We start from the raw sequence: 19,259 nt of genomic DNA on the forward strand, positions 1-19,259 counted from the left end.
AGTGGTCAGGCCAGGGACGCGGTGGCGAACTCCTTCATCCCTTCGGCGAATCCGATCCGCGCCCGGAAGCCGAGCTGGACCGCTGCCCGGTGCGGTGCCGCCACGATGTGGCGCACGTCGCCCAGCCGGAACTCCCCGGTGGTGACCGGTTCCGGGCCGCCCCGCTGCGCCGCCAGGGCCGAGGCCAGCTCGCCGACGGTATGCGGCTCGCCGCTGGCGACGTTGTAGACGGCCAGCGTTCCGGGCTCGCCGCGGGTGAGGGCGGCGACGTTGGCGTCGGCGACATCGCGGACGTGGACGAAGTCGCGCATCTGCCCGCCGTCCTCGAACACCCGCGGCGGGCGGCCGGACTCCAGCGCGGACCGGAAGATCGCCGCGACGCCCGAGTATGGTGTGTCCCTCGGCATCCTGGGTCCGTACACGTTGTGGTAGCGAAGGGCGGTCGCCGTCGCGCCCGTCTCGCGCGCCCAGTTGGCGGCGAGATGCTCCTGCGCCAGCTTGGTGGTGGCGTACGCGTTGCGCGGATCCACCGGCTCGTCCTCGTCGATGGCGGCGAAGGCCACGCCCTCTCCGCATCGGGGACAGTGGGGCTCGAAGGATCCGCGCGACATGTCCGCGGCGGAGCGGGGACCGGGCCGTACCCGGCCGTGCCGCGCGCAGTCGTAGGCGCCCTCACCGTAGACCACCATGGAGGACGCCAGCACCAGCCGCCCGACACCGTGCTCCGCCATCGCCGCCAGCAGCACGGCCGTGCCGTACACGTTGACCGAGGCGTAGTCCGGCAGGTCCGCCACGTTCACGCCGAGCCCGACCTTGGCCGCCTGGTGCACGACCACATCGACCTCCGGCAGCAGCCGATCGAGAACGGCCCGGTCGCGAACGTCGTCGCCGGACCGGAGGTCGAGCCCGACCACCTCGTGGCCGTCCGCCTCCAGCGCCTCGACCGCATGACTCCCGATGAACCCGGCCGCACCGGTCACCAGCACCCTGGTCATGTCGCCGCTCCGATCCCGGCGAGCGCGGCGGCGTAGCGCGACCGCGGGGCCATCGCCGCCACCTCGATCGCGTCCGTGATGGTGTCCACATCCGTCAGGCACGGCATCAAGGCGATGCTCATCCCTGCCTCCCTGAGTCTTCGCAGCTGGATCTCACCGGTGGCCGGCTCCGACATCGGCACGCCGAGCAGCAGCGCCGGGTCGGGAACACGCAGCCCGAGCAGCCAGAAGCCGCCGTCGGCCGCCGGGCCGAGCACCGCGTCGTGCCCGGCCAGCAGGGACACGGCCTCGGTCAGCAGAGCGGCGGACACCTGCGGGGTGTCCATGCCGATGAGCACGATGGGGGTGGGCCGCAGCCGGTGGGCGTCCTCGAAGGCCGCGGCCAGCCGTTCGTCCAGACCGTCCCCGCGCTGCGGGAGCACCGTGAAGCCGCCGGGAAGCCAGGCTCCGGGAGCGCCGTCAAGGGCGAGCACCCGGTGGACGCCCGGCACCCGGGCGACGGTCCGCAACGTGTCCTCCAGCGCGGCGCCGGCCAGAGCAGCGGCCTGACCGGGGGTGAGAGGCGGAACGAGCCGGGTCTTCACCCTCCCTGGCACGGGCTCCTTGGCGATCACGAGGATCTGCGGGCGGAGCTCGGTGTCCCGATCGTCCGCCGGATTCACGCCGCCCCGTCCCGACGGGCCATGACCCGGCGCATGTCGCCGATCGCCCGCAGCGTGCCGCGTACCGTGCCGGTCACCTTCGACCTGCCCTCGCGGGGGAGGTAGTCCACCTCGGTCTCGCGGATGCGCCAGCCCGCCGCCCCGGCGCGTAGCACCATCTCCAGCGGATAGCCGAAACGCCGGTCGGCGAGCCCCAGCCGGAGCAGGGCGACCCGCCCGCACGCCCGCATCGGCCCCAGATCGTGCAGTTCGGCACCGGTACGGCGGCGCAGCCGCCGAGCCAGCACCGCGTTGCCGAGCCGGGCGTGCACCGGCCATGACGCGCCCGGCCGGAGAACCCGGCGGCCGAGGACGAGGTCGGCCGCATCGGCCACGACAGGTCCGCTCACCCGAGGCAGCTGACCGGGATCCAGCGAGGCGTCGGCGTCCATGAAGCAAACGACGTCCGAGGCCGCGGCCAACAGTCCCGCATGGCACGCCGCGCCGAACCCGCGCCGGGGCTCGCTTATCACCATCGCGCCGAGCCCGGCCGCGATCTTCGCGGATCCGTCGGTCGAGCCGTTGTCGACCACGATCGGGCGAAACCCGTCCGGCATCCGCCCGAGCACCCACGGAAGGGCCGCCGCCTCGTCCAGGCAGGGCAGCACCACGTCGATCTCCACGCCGCTGACGCTAACGCGACACCGGGGCCCGCACCCTCGCCAAGAGGACTGCCTTTCCGAGAAATGACCAGCTCAGACCCACCACGAGAGCCGCGGCGCGACCGAGGCCGCTGATCGCAAACAGAACGTCGGCGACCCTGCGCCTCCGGCAAAGGCCGCTCCAACCTTCGGCGCGGCGGCACGGCGCCACGGACCTGCCGGGAACGCGGCGCCACGCGCGCTGTCCCCCCTGGGACTCGGTGCCGGCCTCGCCCGACCCGCTGGTGACCCGCGTGGCCGGCGCCTTCATGGGACCGGTGCGGGCCTGGGCGGACGGTGGGATGACCGTCTCACCCGCCGGCCTCGATGTCGCGTTCCGCGCGGCCGTCCTGCCCGGCGTGCGGGCGGCGCTCAGCCGGGAGTGGGAGTCGCCGCCGGCCAGTGGGCCGGCCGGTGGGCGGAGGTGTCGTCCGGGGGATGGTGGGGCAGGTCGCGGTCGGCGTGATCGGCGTGGAAGAGCGCCTCTTCCAGAAGGCGGCGGACGTGGACGTCGGCCGCCGAGTAGTAGACGAAGGTGCCTTCGCGGCGGCCACGGACGAGCCCCGCCAGGCGGAGCTTGGCCAGGTGCTGGCTGACGGCGGTGGGGGCGGCGCCGACGAGCTCGGCCAGGCACGCCACCGACGACTCGCCCTGGAGCAGGGCCCAGAGGATCTTCATGCGAGTCGGATCGGCCAGCAGGCGCAGCGATTCGGCCGCCAGATGGACCTGCTCCTCCGTCGGCATCCGGAAGTCCGCTATCGACTCGTGCATGTCTGAAGGATAGTGCAAGGGCGAGCTGCCTGCTTACCTTCGCATCTGCGCATATATGCTGCCATGGTGATAATCGAACCGGATACCGCCGCTCTCGAGCGGCGGCAGCACGCGGGACGTGACCGTACGGTGCCGGCAGGCCGGCGTCGTGCCCGATTCCTGCGGCTGATGGAGGTGCGGTGGGCGCTCGCGGCCACCGGTCTGTTCGCGGTGGGCGGGGTCGCCCAGCTGGCCGGTGCGCCCGGCTGGGTGTGGTGGGGGCTGTATCTGGCCTGTTATGCGGCCGGGGGCTGGGAGCCCGCGCTGTCCGGGTTGCGAGCGCTCGGCGAGCGCCGGCTGGACGTCGATCTGCTGATGATCGCCGCGTCGATCGGCGCGGCGTCGATCGGCCAGGTCTTCGACGGCGCCCTGCTGATTGTGATCTTCGCGACCTCCGGCGCGCTGGAGGCCTACGCCACGCAGCGCACCGAGGATTCGGTCCGCGCGCTGCTGGACCTGGCCCCGGACGCGGCGGCCAGGCTGAGGGAGGACGGCACCGAGCAGGTGGTGCGCACGACCGAACTGGCGGTCGGCGACGTGATCATCGTCCGGCCGGGCGAACGGGTCGGCGCGGACGGCATGGTGCTGGACGGAGCCGGCGAGGTGGATCAGGCCACGATCACCGGCGAGCCGCTCCCGGTGCCCAAGGCCACCGGGGACGAGGTGTTCGCCGGCACGCTGAACGGCACCGGCGCGCTACGGGTGCGGGTCGGACGCCCCGCCGGCGAGACGGTGGTCGCCCGGATCGTCGCCCTGGTGGCGCAGGCCGGCGCCACCAAGGCCCGCACGCAGCTGTTCATCGAGAAGGTGGAGCAGCGGTACTCGATCGCGATGGTGGCCGCCACGCTGGCGTTGTTCACGGTTCCGCTGGTCTTCGGCGCCGACCTGGAGTCGACGCTGCTGCGCGCGATGACCTTCATGATCGTCGCCTCGCCGTGCGCGGTGGTGCTGGCCACCATGCCCCCTCTGCTGGCCGCCATCGCCACCGCAGGACGGCACGGCGTGCTGGTCAAGTCCGCCGTGGCCATGGAACAGATCGGAGCCGCCGGCGTGGTCGCCTTCGACAAGACCGGCACCCTCACCGAGGGCATGCCGCGCCTGGCCGAGACCCGCCCGCTGCCCGGCGCCCCGGTCGACGCGAGGGAACTGCTGGCCCTGGCGGCTGCGGCGGAGCATCCATCGGAGCATCCGATCGCCCGCGCGGTGGTGCGCGCCGCCCGCGAGGAGGGCCTGACGGTCGCGGAAGCCGGTGAGTTCTCCTCGGCTCCCGGCCGTGGTGTCAGCGCCCGGGTGGCCGGCCGCCGGGTCGAGGTCGGCAGCCCCGCCCACCTGCCGGGCGCCGGCGATCAGGTGGCGGACCTGATCAGCGAACTGGAGAGCGGCGGGCAGACGGCCGTGCTGGTGAGGCTGGACGGTGAGGCCGCCGGAGTGCTCGGCCTGGCCGATCGGCCGCGCCCGGCCGCGGCGGACAGCATCGAGCGGATCGTCGCCGTGACCGGGGCCAGGCCCGTGCTGCTGACCGGTGACAACCCGCGCGCGGCGGAACGGCTCGCCGCACAGGTGGGCATCACCGACGTGCGGGCCGGGCTGCTGCCGGAGGGCAAGGTCGAGGCCGTACGGGCACTCCAGCACGGCGGACAGCGGGTGTTGCTGGTGGGCGACGGCGTCAACGACGCTCCCGCACTGGCCGCCGCGCATGCCGGGGTCGCGATGGGCCGCGTCGGATCCGATCTCGCCCTGGAGACGGCTGACGCCATCGTCGTCCGGGACGAGCTGTCCGCGGTGCCCGCCGTCATCGCCCTGTCCCGCCGTGCCAGGCGGCTGGTGGTGGCCAACCTCGCCATTGCGGCCACGTTCATCGGTGTCCTGGTGGCCTGGGACCTCCTGGGTGAGCTGCCCTTGCCGCTGGGGGTGGCCGGGCACGAGGGCTCCACCGTCATCGTCGGGCTCAACGGCCTGCGGCTGCTGCGCGACGCGGCCTGGCGGAAGGCGGCGTGCGCACCAGGAAGGGCCCTTCTCCGAAACGTGGCTCGTGTGGTGGACGATGACCCCGGCGCGGTGCCGGTGATGTTCTGTGCTGCGGAGCCCGGGGAACACCGTCATGCGCCGGGCCGGGAGGCGTAGGGGAGCAGGGCCATCTCGCGGGCGTTCTTGATGGCCTTGGCGATCTGGCGCTGCTGCTGGACGGTGACGCCGGTGACGCGGCGGCTGCGGATCTTGCCGCGGTCGGAGACGAACTTGCGCAGCAGGTTGGTGTCCTTGTAGTCGACGTGGTCGACGTTCAGCAGCGGGTTGGGCTTCTTGCGCGGGGCTCGGCGGATCTTCACGCGGTCTCCTTGATGTTGAGGATGGGGGCGAACGGGTCGTCGTATCCGGCCCAGACGTCCGGGCCCGCTGCTTCCTCCTCCTGGGTGAGCAGGCAGGAGTCGAGCAGCGCGTGGAAGCGGGCGGGGTCGAGGTCGGGGCCGGTGAAGACGAGGTGCTGGACGCGGTCGCCGTGCGCGTCGTCCCAGTCGAGGGCGGCGGTCAGGCGGCGCGCGGGGGAGACCAGGTCCCAGGCGGCTTCGGGGAGCGCGGCCAGCCAGGGGCCGGCGTCCTCGGCCGAGACGATGCCCGCGACCGCGTCCCAGGCCAGCAGCTGGCCGGGGCGGGTGGCCAGCCAGAAGCGGCCGCGTGAGCGTACGGACTCGGTGACGAGCTCGTCGACGGCGTCGAAGAGGCGGGCGGGGTGCAGGGGGCGGCGGCTGCGCCAGACGGTGGTGACGATCTCGTCGGTCTCGGCGTCGCAGGGGAGCTGGGCGGTGGCCGGGTCCACGCGTTCGGCCAGCTCTCCGGTGCATATGGCGGCGGCGGTGACCGGGGGCAGGAAGTCGACGGTGTGGATCGGGGTGACGGGGGTGAGGTGGGCCAGGACCGTGCGGGACAGCTCCCGGTCGTCCTCGTCGCCGCCGTGCAGGACCAGGCCGGTGGGGTATTCGAGCTGCCGGGCGAGGACCTCGGCCAGGTAGCGCTGGTCGCCGGCGGCGGCGGGCTTGCCGACCTCGCGCAGGCGCTCGCCGCGGGTGATGTCGTCGGGCATGGCCTCGGCGTCCACCGCGGTGAGCACGGCGGTGAGCCGCAGGCTCTCCTTTGCTTCGTCGCAGTCGACGGCCTCGGCCACCGAGCGCGGCTCCACCGAGTCCCACAGGTCCACGATCAGCAGCGCGGACGCGGGCGCCAGCATGACGAGCTGGGGGATGAGGTCCTCGCGCACGGTGCAGGTGATGCAGCCGTGGGCGAGCCGCACGTCGGTTGTGTCCAGAACGCGTGTCGCGTCGCGGACGGTGCGCCTGACGAGTCCGTTGGCGACCGCGCTCAGGTCGTGATGGACGGCGAGCGAGCCGGGATGTCCGGCCAGCAGCCGCTCGACGGTGGCGGTGCGGGCGGTGCCGTGCAGGCCCGCGACGAGGACGACGGGGGTGGGCACTCAGCCTCCTGTTGCAATAATGAAAACCGTTCTCGTTATCATGGCACAGCTTCGCAAGGAGGAAGGAATCGTTTTGGCGAGAAATGAGGTGCGACCCGTGATCAAGCTCAAGTCCACGGCCGGCACCGGCTACACCTACGTGACCAGGAAGAACCGGCGCAACACCCCCGACCGGCTCACCCTGCGCAAGTACGACCCCACCATCCGCCGGCACGTGCTGTTCAGGGAGGAGCGATGAAGAAGGGCATCCACCCCGACTACCGCCCGGTCGTCTTCCGGGATCCCGGCGCGGACTTCGCGTTCCTCACCCGCTCGACGATCGCGAGCGACAAGACGATCGAGTGGACCGACGGCAGGACGTACCCGGTGGTGGACGTCGACGTGTCCTCGGCGAGCCACCCCTTCTACACCGGACGCAACCGCGTCCTGGACACCGCGGGCCGCGTCGAGCGGTTCAACCAGCGCTACGGAAGGACCTGATGTCCGCGCACTGCCAGCTCACCGGCGTCAAGCCGGTCTTCGGCAACAACGTCTCCCACTCCCACCGGCGCACCCGGCGCCGCTGGAACCCCAACATCCAGCAGCGCCGCTACTGGCTGCCGAGCGAGGACCGTTTCGTCCGGCTCTCGGTCAGCGCCCGCGCGATCAAGACCATCGACAAGATCGGCGTCGAGGCGGCCGTCGCACGGATCCGCGCCCGGGGAGAGAAGGTCTGATGGCCAAGAAGAGCAAGATCGCGGCCAACGAGCGGCGCAAGGTCGTGGTCGCACGCTACGCGGAACGGCGCGCCGAGCTGAAGGAGCTCGTCCGCACCGGCACCCCGCAGGAGCGGGCGGACGCCGTACGCGAGCTGGCCCGCCAGCCGCGCGACGCCAGCGCCACCCGCGTCCGGAACCGCGACTCCGTGGACGGCCGCCCCCGTGGCCACCTGACCAAGTTCGGGCTCTCCCGCGTGCGCTTCCGCGAGATGGCGCACCGCGGCGAGCTGCCCGGCATCACGAAAGCGAGCTGGTAAGCCATGGCCGTACCCAAGCGCAAGACCTCGCGCAGCAACACCCGCCACCGGCGCAGCCAGTGGAAGGCCGCCGCGCCCGACCTCGTCCCGATCACCGTGAACGGGCGCGAGCTGCTCGTGCCCCGCCGTCTCATCCGCGCCTACCAGCGGGGGTTGATCACGGTCGAGTGAGGTCACCCGGCCACCGGGCCGCTCCGCCGTGCCAGGGACGCGCCGGGCGCGGCGGCACGGCGGGGGCCCGGTGGCCAGGGCGGCGACGAGACCGCGGCGCCGGAGGCGCGTGCTCCTAGGAGGTCGCGGCACGCGGTGACGGCCGGCGCTTCTCGCACGCCGCGCAGACGCCGTACACCTCTTCGGCTCTGAAGCCCTCCACGAGGTTCTCTTCCTGCCGTTCCGCCACCAGCCCGCAGATGCGGCAGACGAGATGGTGGTGGCTGCCGGTGTCGCACAGCCGGTAGACGGCCTCGCCGCCGTGGTTGAAGGCATGAACGAGGCCGGCCTCGGTCATGGACGAGAGCGCGCGGTAGACGGTGGTGAGGCCGGTGTGAGCGCCCCGATCGTGCAGTTCGGCGTGTACCTGCTGGGCTGACAGGGGCAGCCGGTGGCCCGCCAGCACGTCAAGCACCAGCATCCGCTGAGCTGTCGCCCGGATGCCGGAAGCCTCCAGCATCGGAGCCCATCGTCCTGTGTCCACCATGCCTCCCTTGGCCAAAGGCCGCCCGCGCCCCGGCCGTCACCTCCAGTACGGGGCGAACGGGTCGTCGTGGCCGGCCCACTCGGCGGCGCCGGGCAGGGCGTCGTCCTGGTCGATCAGGCACGAGTCGAGCAGGGAGACGATGCGGTCGCGGTCGAGGCCGGGCCCGGTGAAGACGAGGTGCTGCACGCGATCGCCGACGATCGGGTTCCAGTCCAGGGCGGCGACCGCGCGCCGGGCCGGGGCGGTGAGCTCCCACATCGCCTCGGGCAGCGCGGCCAGCCATGGCCCGGCGTCCTCGACGGAGACCGCGCCGGCCACCGCGTCCCAGGCCAGCATGCGGTGGGGCCGGTTGGCCAGCCAGAACCGGCCGCGGGAGCGAACCGTGGAGGTCGCCAGCTCGTCCATGACGTCGAACAACCGGACCGGGTGCAGCGGGCGCAGGCGGTGCCACACCACCGTGGTGATCTCCCCGCTCTGCGCTTCGGCGGGGAGCTGCGCGGTGGCCGGATCGACGCGTTCGCCCAGCTCGTGCACGCACAGGGCGGCGGCGGCCAGGCCGGGGCAGCGGACGATCGGCGTGTGCGGGGCCAGGTGGGCGAGCACGGTGGCCGACAGCTCGGCGTCCTCGGCGTCGCCGCCGTGCAGGGAGAGGCTGGTGGCGTACTCGATCTGCCGGGCCAGCACCCCGGCCAGGAAGCGCCGGTCGCCGGGGGCGGCCCGGCCGGTCTCGCTCAGGCGGTCGCCGCGGCAGATGTCCACGGGCATGTGCTCGGCGTCCAGCGCGGTGTGCACGCACGCCAGTCGGAGCCGCTCCTGTCCGGCCAGGGCCTCGGCCACCGGGCGGGGTTCGGCCGCGTCCCACAGGTCGGCTATCAGCAGTGACGCCGTGGGGGAGTGGCGCGGCAGCTCGGAAAGGAGGTCCTCGCGCACGGTGCGCGTCACGCAGCCGTGCGCCGGGCGTACCTCGGTCCGGCCCAGGACGCCTGAGGCATCGCGGACCACGCGCTCGATCCGGCCCTCACCGGTGGGACGAACGTGGTGGTGGATCGCGACGGCTCCCGGGTGCCGGCGCAGCAGCCGATCGACCGCGGCGGTCCGGGCGATGTGGTGCAGTCCCGCGATCAAGGCGACAGGAGCGCGCATTGAACCCCCTTTGTACGAAATGAAAATCATTGTCGATATCATCGCATGTATCGTCAACCCGGGCAGCCCAATTCGGGGCCCGGGCCCTGCTTCGGGGGTTTCGTGCAGGCAGACAGGCCTGCCGCAGCTGCCGGCTTCTCGATCGCCGTGGTGCGGAGCCTGCCGGCGGCGTCCATGGCGTCCACGTGCCCGTGCCGCGACAGGCGTCCGGCACACGTTCGCCCGGCCGCGAGGCGGGTGGGATCCACGCCCATGGCGGAGGCTCGGACGTGTTGCCGCTCATCGCGCAGCCGCGGGCGGTGGCGCCGCCCGCGGCCGCTGTCATGTCATTGGACGGTGATCCGGTCCACTTCGACGGTGATGCCTCGGACTTGGGGGGTCGAGGTGGCCGTGGTGACCTTGCCGACTCCCGGGCTGACTCCCCTGATCTTCATCGAGTACGTCAGGGCGCCGCCGGGGACGGCCGGGGTGCTGGTGACGACCAGGTCCTCGGTGGGCGGCCCGGTGATCTGGTCGCCCGCGGTGCCCTCGTCGTTCTCGGCGCCCACGGTCAGGCCGTACTCGGCGGGCGGCGCGCCGGGCAGGTTGGCCGGGTCGTAGGCGTAGCTGACGTCCTCCGCGCCGTTGAGCCCGATCCACTGCTGGAACACCTTCAGGTCCGTGGTGCCGAAGAGGTTGACCCGCCACTCCACCACCAGCCAGCGGTTCGTGCCGTCGGACAGGACCGTGGCCAGGACCCCGGGGGCGCCGGTGCCGTCGAGGTCGGTCCAGTAGGGGGCCAGCACGCCGTTGGGACGTGCCGGGTCGGGCAGTGTCTGCGGGGTGAACGAGATGTCCGCCGACGCGGCTCCGCCGGCCACGCTGTAGCCGTTGGACGTCACGCCGAGCCTGGTGTAGCTCTCGCCGGCGAAGGTGAACGGCGCGGGCGGGGTGAGGTTCACCGCCTGCTCGTCACCGATCGGGATCGGGGTGACGCCGAAGGAGTCGAGCGGGAGGTACCCGGCCGGTCCCGCACCCGGTGCGATCGACGGCCTGGCGGGCCGGCTGGCGGCCAGTGTCGTCCTGGCGGTCGCGATCTGAGTGCCGATCTTGGTGGCGCCTGTGACGGCGTTGAGGCGCAGGCGGGCGTCGAGCGTGCTGACGGCGGTCACCTCCGTGTCCTGGGTGGTGTTGTTCCGCACGGTGACCGTGCAGGTGGACTCGCCGGTGTTCCTGGGGACGGTGGCCGGCGCACAGGTCTGGTCGACCGGCACCGCGCCCTCCTGGCGGAAGAACGCGACCGGCAGGTGCAGCGCGCGGGAGCCGCCGGCCTGCTTGATGTCCACCTGGCCGAAATACTGCCCGTCGGGCAGATCGGGCGCGGTGATGACGATGCTCAGTTTGGCGCTCCTGCCCGGTGCGACGGAGAAGCGCGGCGGCAGGACCGTGATGTTCGCGCCGCTGACGGTCTTGCCGGAGGTGGTGAAGGTGAGCGTCCTGTTCGTGACGTTCGTGACCGTGCGCGTGGCGGTGATGACGCCCGGCATGGTGGGGGCGTTCACCGAGGGCAGGTTGAGGTCGATGCGGTTGAGCGGGTCGGCCGCGGAGGCGACGAAGCCGGCGGCGCTCTCGTCCAGGGTCAGGCCGGGGTCGCCGGCCTTGGTCAGGTCGATGCGCCCGCCGCCCATGTCGAACGGGTCCGCCGGCGTCGTACGGTCCTGCTTGGTGACCGCGGTCCTGGCCGTGGTCTCCAGCGCGGACTTGACCTGTCCCGGCGTCCAGTCCGGGTGCAGGGCGAACAGCAGCGCCGCCGATCCCGCCACGTGCGGTGCCGACATCGAGGTGCCCGAGATGACCTGGTACAGGTTGCCCGGCGGCCCTTCCAGCGGCGACTCGGGCGTCGGGGTCATGCCCGCCATGATGTGCAGGCCGGGCGCGGTGACGTCCGGCTTGAGGAAGTCCCCGCCGGGGCCGCGGGAGGAGAAGTGCGTGATGGCGTCGCCCTGCCAGGTGCTCTTGGCCCCCTGGGTGAAGGCCGCGGCGGCGCCCGGGTTCGCCGACAGGAAGCCCAGCAGGATGTCCGCCTCCGGCTTGTCGAGGTGCACCGTGGGGATCCAGTGGGCGTCGGTGAAGACGTCGAACGGGAAACTGTTGTAGAGGATCATGCCGGCGGCGCCGCCCTGCATGACGTTGTAGCTCTTCAGCACCCGGTTCGGGCCGCGCTCGCAGGCGACGATCTTCCCGGTGAACAGCCCGGCGGGCGCCGGGGCGTCACACAGCGGCCGCGAGTACGGCGGCGCCGAGGCGAGCACCACGGGCAGCGGCGAGCCGATCCCCGGGGTGATGGAGGCGCCCTTGATGGTCGCCGTGGCGCCCCCGCCGGTCAGCGTGATCGTGGACTGGAACGTCCTGGTCTGCGTGGAGGCGGCCACCGTGGTCGTCCAGGGGCCGAGGTGGTCGGTGGTGTCCGCGCCGGGCCCGGAGTTGCCCGCCGACGCCGAGACCAGCACGCCGGCCGCGTAAGCGTCGAGGAAGGCCAGCTCCACCGGGTCGCTGTACGGGTCGCTGCCGCCGGAGATGGAGAAGTTGATCACGCGGACCCCGTCCAGGATGGCCCGCGCCACCGCCTGCGCCGAGTCGGAGGGGAAGCAGCCCTCCGCGCCGCAGACCTTGTACACCGACACGGCGGCGCCGGGCGCGATGCCGTGGATCGCGCCCCGGCTGATGCCCAGCGGCGTCGCGTCGGCCACCGGGCCGCCGGCCGACGTGCTCGCGGTGTGGGTGCCGTGCCCGTTGGAGTCGCGGGCGCTGTCGGGATAGACCTCGCCGCCGAACACCGCGTTGTACGTCTCCAGGAACGGCTGCCCGCCGACCAGCTTGTTGGTGCAGGTGAACGGGTCGGCGGCGGGAGTCGTCGGGTTGTCGCCGAAGTCGCACACCCGCGGCGTGCCGTCCTTGGTGGGCGGCGGGTCCGGCAGGCCGGAGCGGGCGGCGAACGACGGGTGCTCGGGCCAGGCGCCGCTGTCCAGCACGCCCACGATCACGCCCTTGCCGGCCGTCTTGCCGGTGTCGCCGAGCTTGCCGTAGATCGCGGGGGCGCCGATGAACGCGGGGCTGGAGTCGGTGAGCAGCTGCTGCGGTTTGTCCTCCTGGACGGCGACGGCGCCGGGCAGCTTGAGCACCTCGGCCGCCTTGTCACCGGGGATGCGCAGCGCGATGCCGCCGTACACCGTCCTGATCCGCTGGCCGGCGACGGCGCCGGGGACCTTCGCGGCCAGTTCGGTGAGGAAGGCGTGCTCGACGTCCTGGATGTGCTCGGCGTACCGGCGGGCGTCGGCGCTCCTGGTGTCGAGGGCCCGGCCCGTGACGGAGGGGCTCGTGCCCGGCAGGCCGGGCAGGCCGCCCTGGTAGGCGGCCAGCGAGTCGTAGTCCAGCTTGACCACGACGTTGACCGGTGCGGAAGAGGTGTTGCTCAGCAGGGCCGGGTCGCTCTTGGCGAGCTTGCCCGTCGGGGACTTGGCGCCGTCCACGACCTCGGCCGGGGCCAGGGGAGTGGCCGTCCACCGCTTCGCCGGTGGGGACGGGGTCGGGCTTGCTGCGGCCGTCGCCGGGCTCATGGCCAGGACGACGCTCAAGGCGACGGCGACCGGGACGAGTCGCCGCGCGCGGGATAACAGGGCGCTGGATGACACGGAGATCCTCCTCGTCGAGGGGCTGCGTGGACTCGCCGCGCCGCCCGGGAGGCGTCAGGTCACCCAGCTCGCAGGCACGCCGGAGAGAGCACTGACCCTCCCCGGCGGGTGACGAGCGGGAACGAAACTCATCTCCGTTCCGACCGGAGTGTACGCAGCGATCTCTCAGCAAGGAACCCTGCCGAGTTGCCAGAATTCCGCCGGGAATCCGGCACAGTTCACGATCGACAGCGGCCGCTTGCGCTGCATGCCGTCGACCAGCCTTGACCGGCGGGGGTCACAGGGCCGCGTCGAGCAGGCAGCGGGGAGTGCCGTGCGGTTCGTCGGTGACCACGCGCCCGGCCACGCCGAACACTTCGGCCAGCAGGTCCGGTGTGATCACTTCCTCGGCTCGCAGTCGGCCCAGACCCGTCCCTTGTGGAACGCGACGACGCGTTCGGCGAAGCGAGCCGTGTGGTCCAGTTCGTGCAGGACGGTCACGACGGTGAGGCCGCGAGCCGCCCGCAGGGTGCGGACCAGGTCGAGAACCTCCAGCTGGTGGCGGATGTCCAGGTGAGCGGCCGGCTCGTCCAGGAGCAGGATGCCGGTGTTCTGGGCCACGGCGAGCGCCAGGCGTACGCGCTGGCGCTCGCCGCCGGACAGCGTGTCGAGGACGCGGTCGGCGAGATGGGCGACCCCGGCCAGCTCCAGCGTCCCGCGGGCCGGGCCCGAGGTGGGTCAGAGCCTGACCAGCATCTTGCCGATGTTCCCGCCGCGCATCATGTCCAGGAACGCGGCGGGCGCCCGCTCGATGCCCTCGGCCACGGTCAGCTCGGTGTGCAGGGAGCCGTCCGCCAGCCAGCCGGCCGCCTTGGCGATCCATTCGGGGAACAGGTGGAAGTAGGAGTTGATCAGCATGCCGCGCAGGGTGGCGTCCTTGGCGGCCAGGGTGAACAGGTTGCCCGGGCCGGGGACCGGCTCGGTGGCGTTGTAGGAGCTGATCGCGCCGACCATCGCGATCCTGCCGCCGTGACGCAGGGCGTCGATGGCCGCCACCAGGTGGTCGCCACCGACGTGGTCGACGTAGACGTCGATGCCGTCGGGGGCGATCTCCGTCAGTTGCCCGGCGACCGAACCGGCACGATAGTCGATCGCGGCGTCGTAGCCGAAGTCCTGGACGAGCTTCTTCGCCTTCAGCGTCCCGCCCGCGGAACCGATCACCCGGGAGGCCCCGAGCTTGCGGGCCAGTTGCCCGGCGATGCTGCCGACCGCCCCGGCCGCTGCCGAGACGAGCACCACGTCGCCCTCCCGTACGGGGGCCACCTGGGTCAGGGCCGCGTAGGCGGTCAGCCCGGTGGTGCCCAGCGCGCCCAGCCACGCCTCGGCGGGGGCCAGGGTGAGGTCGGCGACGGTCACGGCGGCGGCGTCCACCGCGGCGTACTCGCGCCAGCCGAGGAAGTGCACGACGGTCGCGCCCACTGGGACGCCGGCCGCGCGTGAGGCCACGACCTCGCCGATCGCCGAGCCGTCCAGGGGCGCGCCGAGCTGGAACGGGGGCAGATAGGACTCGGCGTCGTGCATCCGCTCGCGCATGTAGGGGTCGACCGACATCCAGGTGTTGCGGACCAGTACCTGGCCCTCGGCCGGCTCGGGCAGCGCGGTGGTGACCAGCTCGAAGTACTCCGCGCCAGGCTCGCCGAAGGGGCGGGCGGCCAGGTGGATCTCACGGTTCACGGTCATGGTGGGCTCCTCGCTCGTGGTGCTCTCTTGCGTCGGACTCCACTCTGGACAGGGGCGCGCATGATCCGCTGGGGGTTCGCTGCGGGTACGGTGACCTGGTGCGATTCGGTGTGCTTGGCCCTCTTTCTGTGTGGACCGACGACGGGCGGCCCGTACGGGTGCCCGAGGTGAAGGTCCGGGCACTGCTGGCCGACCTGCTGGCCCACGAGGGACGTCCGGTGTCGGCCGACCGTCTGGCCGAGGACCTGTGGGGAGACGACCCGCCGGGCAACCCCGCCAACACGCTGCAGACCAAGGTGTCCCAGCTGCGTCGGGCCTTGGAGCAGGCCGAGCCGGGAGGGCGCGAGCTGGTGGCCTTCCGGACGCGGGGCTATGTCCTGCGCGCCACCGACGTGGACGCCGTCCGGTTCGCCGCGCTGCTCGACCGGGCCCGCGCCGCCACCGATCCGCGGGCGAGGGCCGGGCTGCTGTCGGACGCGCTGGCGCTGTGGCGCGGCCCGGCCTACGCCGACTTCGCCGACGAGGAGTTCGCCCGGAGCGCCGCCGTCCGGCTGGAGGAGCAGCGCCTGACCGCGCTGGAGGAACGGGCAGAGGTACGGCTGGAGCTGGGCGAGCACACCCGGCTGGCCGACGAGCTGGGCGAGCTGGTCGCCGCGCACCCGCTGCGCGAACGCCTGCGCGCCGCCCACCTGCGCGCGCTCTACCGGTCGGGACGGCAGGCGGAGGCGCTGGCCGGGTACGACGAGCTGCGGCACCGGCTCGCCGACGAGCTGGGTCTCGACCCCGGCCCCGAGCTGGCCGCCCTCCACCAGGCGATACTGCGCCAGGATCCCTCGCTCGCGCCGGCGCGGCCGCGTACGAACCTGCCCGCTCCCCTGACCGCGTTGATCGGCCGCGAGCAGGACGTGGCCGAGGCCGGCGCCCTGCTCGGCTCGGCGCGCCTGGTCACGTTGACGGGTCCGGGCGGTGTCGGCAAGACCAGGCTCGCCCTGGCGGTCGCCGAGCGCGCCGCCGACTCCTTCCCCGATGGGGTGTGGCTGGTCGAGCTGGCGGGCACCTCCGGCGAGACCGCGACCGTGGCCGAGGTGGTGGCCGCCGAGCTGGGCGTCCGCGACGACACGGCGACCGGTTCGCGTCCCGGCGTGCGGCCGGCCGAGCCGGCGCACCGGCTCGCCGACGCCCTGCGCGGCCGGCGGCTGCTGCTCGTCCTGGACAACTGCGAGCACCTGACAGAACCGGTCGCCGAGCTGGTGGACCTGCTGCTGCGGGCCGCCCCTGGCCTGCGGGTGCTGGCCACCAGCCAGGAGTCGCTGGCGATCCCCGGGGAAACGTTGTACGCGGTGCCGCCGCTGGAGCTTCCGGCGCCGGGAGCGGATCCCGCGCAAGCCGGCTCCGTACAGCTGTTCGTGGCCCGTGCCGCGGCCGCCGCGCCCGGGTTCGTGCTGGACGAGGCCAGCGCGCCGTCGGTGGCGGCGATCTGCAGGAGGCTGGACGGCCTGCCGCTGGCGCTGGAACTGGCCGCCGCCCGCGTCCGCGCCCTGGGCGTCCGCGGCGTGGCCGACCGGCTGGACGACCGCTTCCACCTGCTCACCGTCTCGGGCCGGGGACGGCCCGCCCGCCAGCAGACCCTGCGCGCGGTGATCGACTGGAGCTGGGAGCAGCTCACCGAGCAGCAGCGGCTGATCCTGCTCCGGCTGGCCGTCCACCCGGGCGGCTGCACCCTGGAGGCAGCCGAGGCGGTCTGCGCGGGCCCCGGGCTTGATGTGGCCGATCTGCTGGACCAGCTGGTCGCCCGGTCGATGGTCGAATCCTCCGGCGGGAACCGTTACCGGCTGCTGGAGTCGATCGCCGCCTACTGCCTCGAACGGCTCCCCCCTGGCGACCCCGTCTTCCAGCGCCGCGACCTCTACTACACCGACCTGGCCGAACAGGCCGGCCCCCACCTGCGGGGTCCCGAACAGCGGCGATGGCTGGACCGCCTCGACGCCGAGGCGCCCAACCTGCGGGCCACGCTGGAGCACATCACCGACCCCGCCCTGGCATCGCGCCTGGTCGTCGCCCTGGCGTGGTACTGGTACCTGCGCGGCAGACACCGCGAGGGCCACGCCTCGTTCGCCGCGGCCCTGGCGCTGCCCGGAGCGGAGCGCCCGGTGACGGCGGCGTGGGAGGCCGGGTTCGCGATGCTGACCGGCGACGGCACCGACCTGCTGGAGCGCAGCCGTACCGCCGCGCGGGCGCTGGGCTCCGGCGACGCCCGCGCGCGCTGGTTCCTCGCGCTCGCGCATCTGAGCTTCGGGGACGCCGCCACCGCGGAGGGACTGCTGACGGAGGCGCTGGCCGGGTTCCGCGCCGCCGGCGACCGCTGGGGCGAGGCGGCGGCGCTGGCCGGGCGGGCCAAACAGGCGATGTTCCAGGGAGAGCACGCCCTCGCCGAGCGGTCCGGCACCCAGAGCCTGGCCATCTTCGACGACCTGGGTGACGGATGGGGACGGCTGCAGGCCTCCGACATGCTCGGCTACCTCGCCGAGATCACCGGCGGCTACGAACGCGCGGCCCGCCTGCACCATGAGGGCCTGCGCGTCGCCGAGGACCTGCGGCTGTGGACCGACGCCTCCTACCGGCTGTCCAGCCTGGGACGACTCGCCCTGCTGACCGGGGACCTGGACCGCTCCCGGGACCTGCACGAGCGCGGCCTGCGCCTGGCCGCCGAGCAGTCCAACCGCTTCGCCGAGGAGTTCGCCCGGGTCGGCCTCGGTCTCGTCGCCCGCCGCGCCGGCGACCTCGACACCGCACACCGGCTCTTCGAACAGTCGCTGGCCTGGAACCGCCGCCTGGAAGCCGACTACGGCGTGCCCTTCTACGGGGTGACGCTGCTGCTGGCCGAGCTCGGCTTCATCGCCGAACAGCGCGGCGACCCCGCCACCGCCAGGTCACTGCACCAGGAGGGGCTCGCGGCGGCCCACGAGCTCGGCGATCCGCGTGCCATCGCCCTGGCCCGGGAAGGGCTGGCCGGGGCCGCGGCGGCCGAGGGCGCCCATGAGGAGGCCGCGGCCCTGCTGAGCGAGGCGGCCGCGCTCAGGGAGTCGGTCGGCGCGCCCCTGCCACCCGCGGAACGCGGCGACGTCGACCGGATCGCGGCCGCCGTCCGCGCTGCGCTGGGTGAGGAGGGGCCCGTGCGCTGACCCCCAGCCGATCGTGCGCGCGCAGCGTCAGGGTCGTACCCGTCACCCACTGATGCAGGAGTAACGATGCGCGCCCTGACCTTCAACCCGGACCTCTCCTTCGACGTCGTGCCCGATCCGGTGCCCACGCCCTCCCAGGCGCTGATCCGGGTGGCGGCCTTCTCCCTCAACTTCGGTGAGATCGCCTACTCCGGCGCGGACGCCCGGCCCGGCCACGTCCCGGGATGGGACGCCGCCGGAGTGGTCGTCCAGCCTGCCGCCGACGGTACGGGACCGGCCGCCGGCACCCGCGTGGTCACCTTCGGCTGGTCGGGAGCGTGGGCGGAGCTGCGCGCCGTGGACACCTCCGACCTGGCCGTCGTTCCCGACGCCGTCGACCTAGGGCCGGCCGGCGCTCTGCCGGTCGCCGGGGTCACGGCGCTGCAGGCGCTGCGCCGGCTCGGCCCGGTGGCGGGCCGGCGCGTCCTGGTCACCGGGGCGTCCGGCGGCGTCGGCCGCTTCGCCGTACAGCTCGCCGCCCGCGCGGGTGCGCAGGTCGTCGCCTCGGCCGGCAGCCCCGCCCGCGCGCGGGGCCTGCGCGAGCTCGGCGCCGCGGAGATCGTCTTCGGCCCGGAGCACCTGGAAGGTCGCGTGTACGGCGTGCTGGACATCGTGGGCGGGCGGCAGCTCGCGCAGGCGTTCTACCGGCTGGAGGACGATGGCGTGGTGATGGCCGTCGGACGGGCGGCCCGCGAGGCCACGGTCATCGACTTCGAGCAGGCGGGCACGCGCTCGGCGCGGGGGCGGATCGAGAACTTCAACGTGACCACGCCGTTCGGCGCCGACCTTGCCCACCTGGTCGGGCTGCTGGCGGCCGGCGAGCTGGACGCGCAGGTCGGCTGGCGCGGGCCGTGGGACAGGGTGAGGGAGGCCGCCGACGCCCTGCTCGCCCGGCGCGTCGCCGGAAAGGCGGTCCTCGACGTATGACCCGCCGAGCCGTGCCGGGCCTGCTCAGCCCGCGCGACCCTGCGGCACAGGACACCACCTGGACGGCCTGCGCCTTGATCCGGTCGGTCCGGTCATCGGTGCCGGCCAGGTCCCGGCGGCTTGAGGAGGTCGCCGGTGGTGTGCCGGCCGAAACCGTTCACCTCGACCTGGCGGACGTTGTGGCGTGGCTCCAGCGTGGCGGGTTCGCCGTCTGTCAGCCCTGGACATAACGAATATCGTTATTTACGATTAT

At 73.2% G+C, this 19,259-nt stretch carries 19 protein-coding genes; 8 read left to right on the forward strand and 11 right to left on the reverse strand.

The genetic code is table 11. The features are described from left to right. Positions 1–5: 5 nt before the first annotated feature. From AB0J69_RS15425 to AB0J69_RS15440, 4 genes are all read right to left on the reverse strand, one after another. Entirely contained in the window at positions 6–995 is a 990-nt protein-coding gene (locus AB0J69_RS15425; RefSeq protein WP_364117241.1) for an NAD-dependent epimerase/dehydratase family protein, read from the reverse strand. Then, positions 992–1,657 (reverse strand): TIGR04282 family arsenosugar biosynthesis glycosyltransferase, encoded by a 666-nt coding sequence (locus AB0J69_RS15430; RefSeq protein ID WP_364117243.1) that lies wholly within the window; start codon positions 1,655–1,657, stop codon positions 992–994. The genes AB0J69_RS15425 and AB0J69_RS15430 overlap by 4 nt, the downstream gene beginning before the upstream one ends. Then, positions 1,654–2,319: a glycosyltransferase family 2 protein gene (locus AB0J69_RS15435; RefSeq protein ID WP_364117245.1), complete on the reverse strand. Its 666-nt coding sequence runs from the start codon at positions 2,317–2,319 to the stop codon at positions 1,654–1,656. The genes AB0J69_RS15430 and AB0J69_RS15435 overlap by 4 nt, the downstream gene beginning before the upstream one ends. A gap of 390 nt (positions 2,320–2,709) precedes the next feature. Continuing rightward, positions 2,710–3,108, reverse strand: coding sequence for a metalloregulator ArsR/SmtB family transcription factor (locus tag AB0J69_RS15440; RefSeq protein ID WP_364117247.1), 399 nt, complete (start codon positions 3,106–3,108; stop codon positions 2,710–2,712). Between the two features lie 168 nt (positions 3,109–3,276). On the opposite strand from AB0J69_RS15440, the gene AB0J69_RS15445 reads away from it, so the two are divergent. Beyond that, positions 3,277–5,271, forward strand: a complete 1,995-nt coding sequence (locus tag AB0J69_RS15445) for a heavy metal translocating P-type ATPase (RefSeq protein WP_364117390.1) — start codon at positions 3,277–3,279, stop codon at positions 5,269–5,271. On the opposite strand, the gene rpsR is transcribed toward AB0J69_RS15445, so the two are convergent. Together rpsR and AB0J69_RS15455 are read right to left on the reverse strand one after the other, a co-directional pair. Beyond that, positions 5,247–5,474, reverse strand: a complete 228-nt coding sequence (rpsR, locus tag AB0J69_RS15450) for a 30S ribosomal protein S18 (protein ID WP_364117249.1) — start codon at positions 5,472–5,474, stop codon at positions 5,247–5,249. The genes AB0J69_RS15445 and rpsR overlap by 25 nt on opposite strands. Continuing rightward, entirely contained in the window at positions 5,471–6,613 is a 1,143-nt protein-coding gene (locus tag AB0J69_RS15455; RefSeq protein WP_364117251.1) for a GTP-binding protein, read from the reverse strand. Before AB0J69_RS15455 ends, rpsR begins: the two co-directional genes overlap by 4 nt. A 73-nt stretch (positions 6,614–6,686) precedes the next feature. Here AB0J69_RS15455 and rpmG point away from each other — a divergent pair, with 73 nt between their 5' ends. Genes rpmG through rpmF form a run of 5 tightly spaced genes read left to right on the forward strand, consistent with a single transcriptional unit; the run spans position 6,687 to position 7,799 of the window. Beyond that, a complete protein-coding gene (gene rpmG / locus AB0J69_RS15460; protein ID WP_049563842.1) occupies positions 6,687–6,851 on the forward strand; it encodes a 50S ribosomal protein L33 in 165 nt (54 codons plus the stop codon). Then, positions 6,848–7,093, forward strand: a complete 246-nt coding sequence (locus AB0J69_RS15465; RefSeq protein ID WP_364117253.1) for a type B 50S ribosomal protein L31 — start codon at positions 6,848–6,850, stop codon at positions 7,091–7,093. The genes rpmG and AB0J69_RS15465 overlap by 4 nt, the downstream gene beginning before the upstream one ends. Beyond that, on the forward strand, positions 7,093–7,329 hold the full coding sequence (rpmB, locus tag AB0J69_RS15470) for a 50S ribosomal protein L28 (RefSeq protein WP_364117255.1): 237 nt from the start codon (positions 7,093–7,095) through the stop codon (positions 7,327–7,329). Before AB0J69_RS15465 ends, rpmB begins: the two co-directional genes overlap by 1 nt. Continuing rightward, positions 7,329–7,628 carry a 30S ribosomal protein S14 gene (gene rpsN, locus AB0J69_RS15475; protein ID WP_364117257.1) on the forward strand — a complete coding sequence of 100 codons (300 nt, stop codon included), beginning with the start codon at positions 7,329–7,331 and terminating at the stop codon, positions 7,626–7,628. Before rpmB ends, rpsN begins: the two co-directional genes overlap by 1 nt. Before the next feature lie 3 nt (positions 7,629–7,631). After that, positions 7,632–7,799 (forward strand): 50S ribosomal protein L32, encoded by a 168-nt coding sequence (gene rpmF, locus AB0J69_RS15480; RefSeq protein WP_364117259.1) that lies wholly within the window; start codon positions 7,632–7,634, stop codon positions 7,797–7,799. 115 nt (positions 7,800–7,914) lie between these two features. On the opposite strand, the gene AB0J69_RS15485 is transcribed toward rpmF, so the two are convergent. From AB0J69_RS15485 to AB0J69_RS15505, 5 genes are all read right to left on the reverse strand, one after another. After that, positions 7,915–8,298 carry a Fur family transcriptional regulator gene (locus tag AB0J69_RS15485; RefSeq protein ID WP_364117260.1) on the reverse strand — a complete coding sequence of 128 codons (384 nt, stop codon included), beginning with the start codon at positions 8,296–8,298 and terminating at the stop codon, positions 7,915–7,917. A 63-nt stretch (positions 8,299–8,361) separates the two neighbouring features. Continuing rightward, on the reverse strand, positions 8,362–9,468 hold the full coding sequence (locus tag AB0J69_RS15490; protein ID WP_364117262.1) for a GTP-binding protein: 1,107 nt from the start codon (positions 9,466–9,468) through the stop codon (positions 8,362–8,364). A gap of 326 nt (positions 9,469–9,794) precedes the next feature. Continuing rightward, positions 9,795–13,139: a S8 family serine peptidase gene (locus AB0J69_RS15495; protein WP_364117264.1), complete on the reverse strand. Its 3,345-nt coding sequence runs from the start codon at positions 13,137–13,139 to the stop codon at positions 9,795–9,797. A 378-nt stretch (positions 13,140–13,517) separates the two neighbouring features. Next, positions 13,518–13,829, reverse strand: a complete 312-nt coding sequence (locus AB0J69_RS15500; RefSeq protein ID WP_364117392.1) for an ATP-binding cassette domain-containing protein — start codon at positions 13,827–13,829, stop codon at positions 13,518–13,520. A gap of 27 nt (positions 13,830–13,856) precedes the next feature. Beyond that, the gene (locus tag AB0J69_RS15505) at positions 13,857–14,858 is read right to left on the reverse strand and encodes an NADP-dependent oxidoreductase (RefSeq protein ID WP_364117266.1); all 1,002 of its coding nucleotides are present in this window, start codon (positions 14,856–14,858) and stop codon (positions 13,857–13,859) included. A 98-nt stretch (positions 14,859–14,956) separates the two neighbouring features. On the opposite strand from AB0J69_RS15505, the gene AB0J69_RS15510 reads away from it, so the two are divergent. Then, positions 14,957–18,040 (forward strand): BTAD domain-containing putative transcriptional regulator, encoded by a 3,084-nt coding sequence (locus AB0J69_RS15510; protein WP_364117267.1) that lies wholly within the window; start codon positions 14,957–14,959, stop codon positions 18,038–18,040. Positions 18,041–18,106: 66 nt separating this feature from the next. Beyond that, positions 18,107–19,006: a zinc-binding dehydrogenase gene (locus tag AB0J69_RS15515; RefSeq protein WP_364117269.1), complete on the forward strand. Its 900-nt coding sequence runs from the start codon at positions 18,107–18,109 to the stop codon at positions 19,004–19,006. The last annotated feature ends 253 nt before the right edge of the window (positions 19,007–19,259 follow it).

The sequence above is a fragment of the Nonomuraea sp. NPDC049709 genome (assembly GCF_040674815.1).
Lineage (GTDB): Bacteria > Actinomycetota > Actinomycetes > Streptosporangiales > Streptosporangiaceae > Nonomuraea.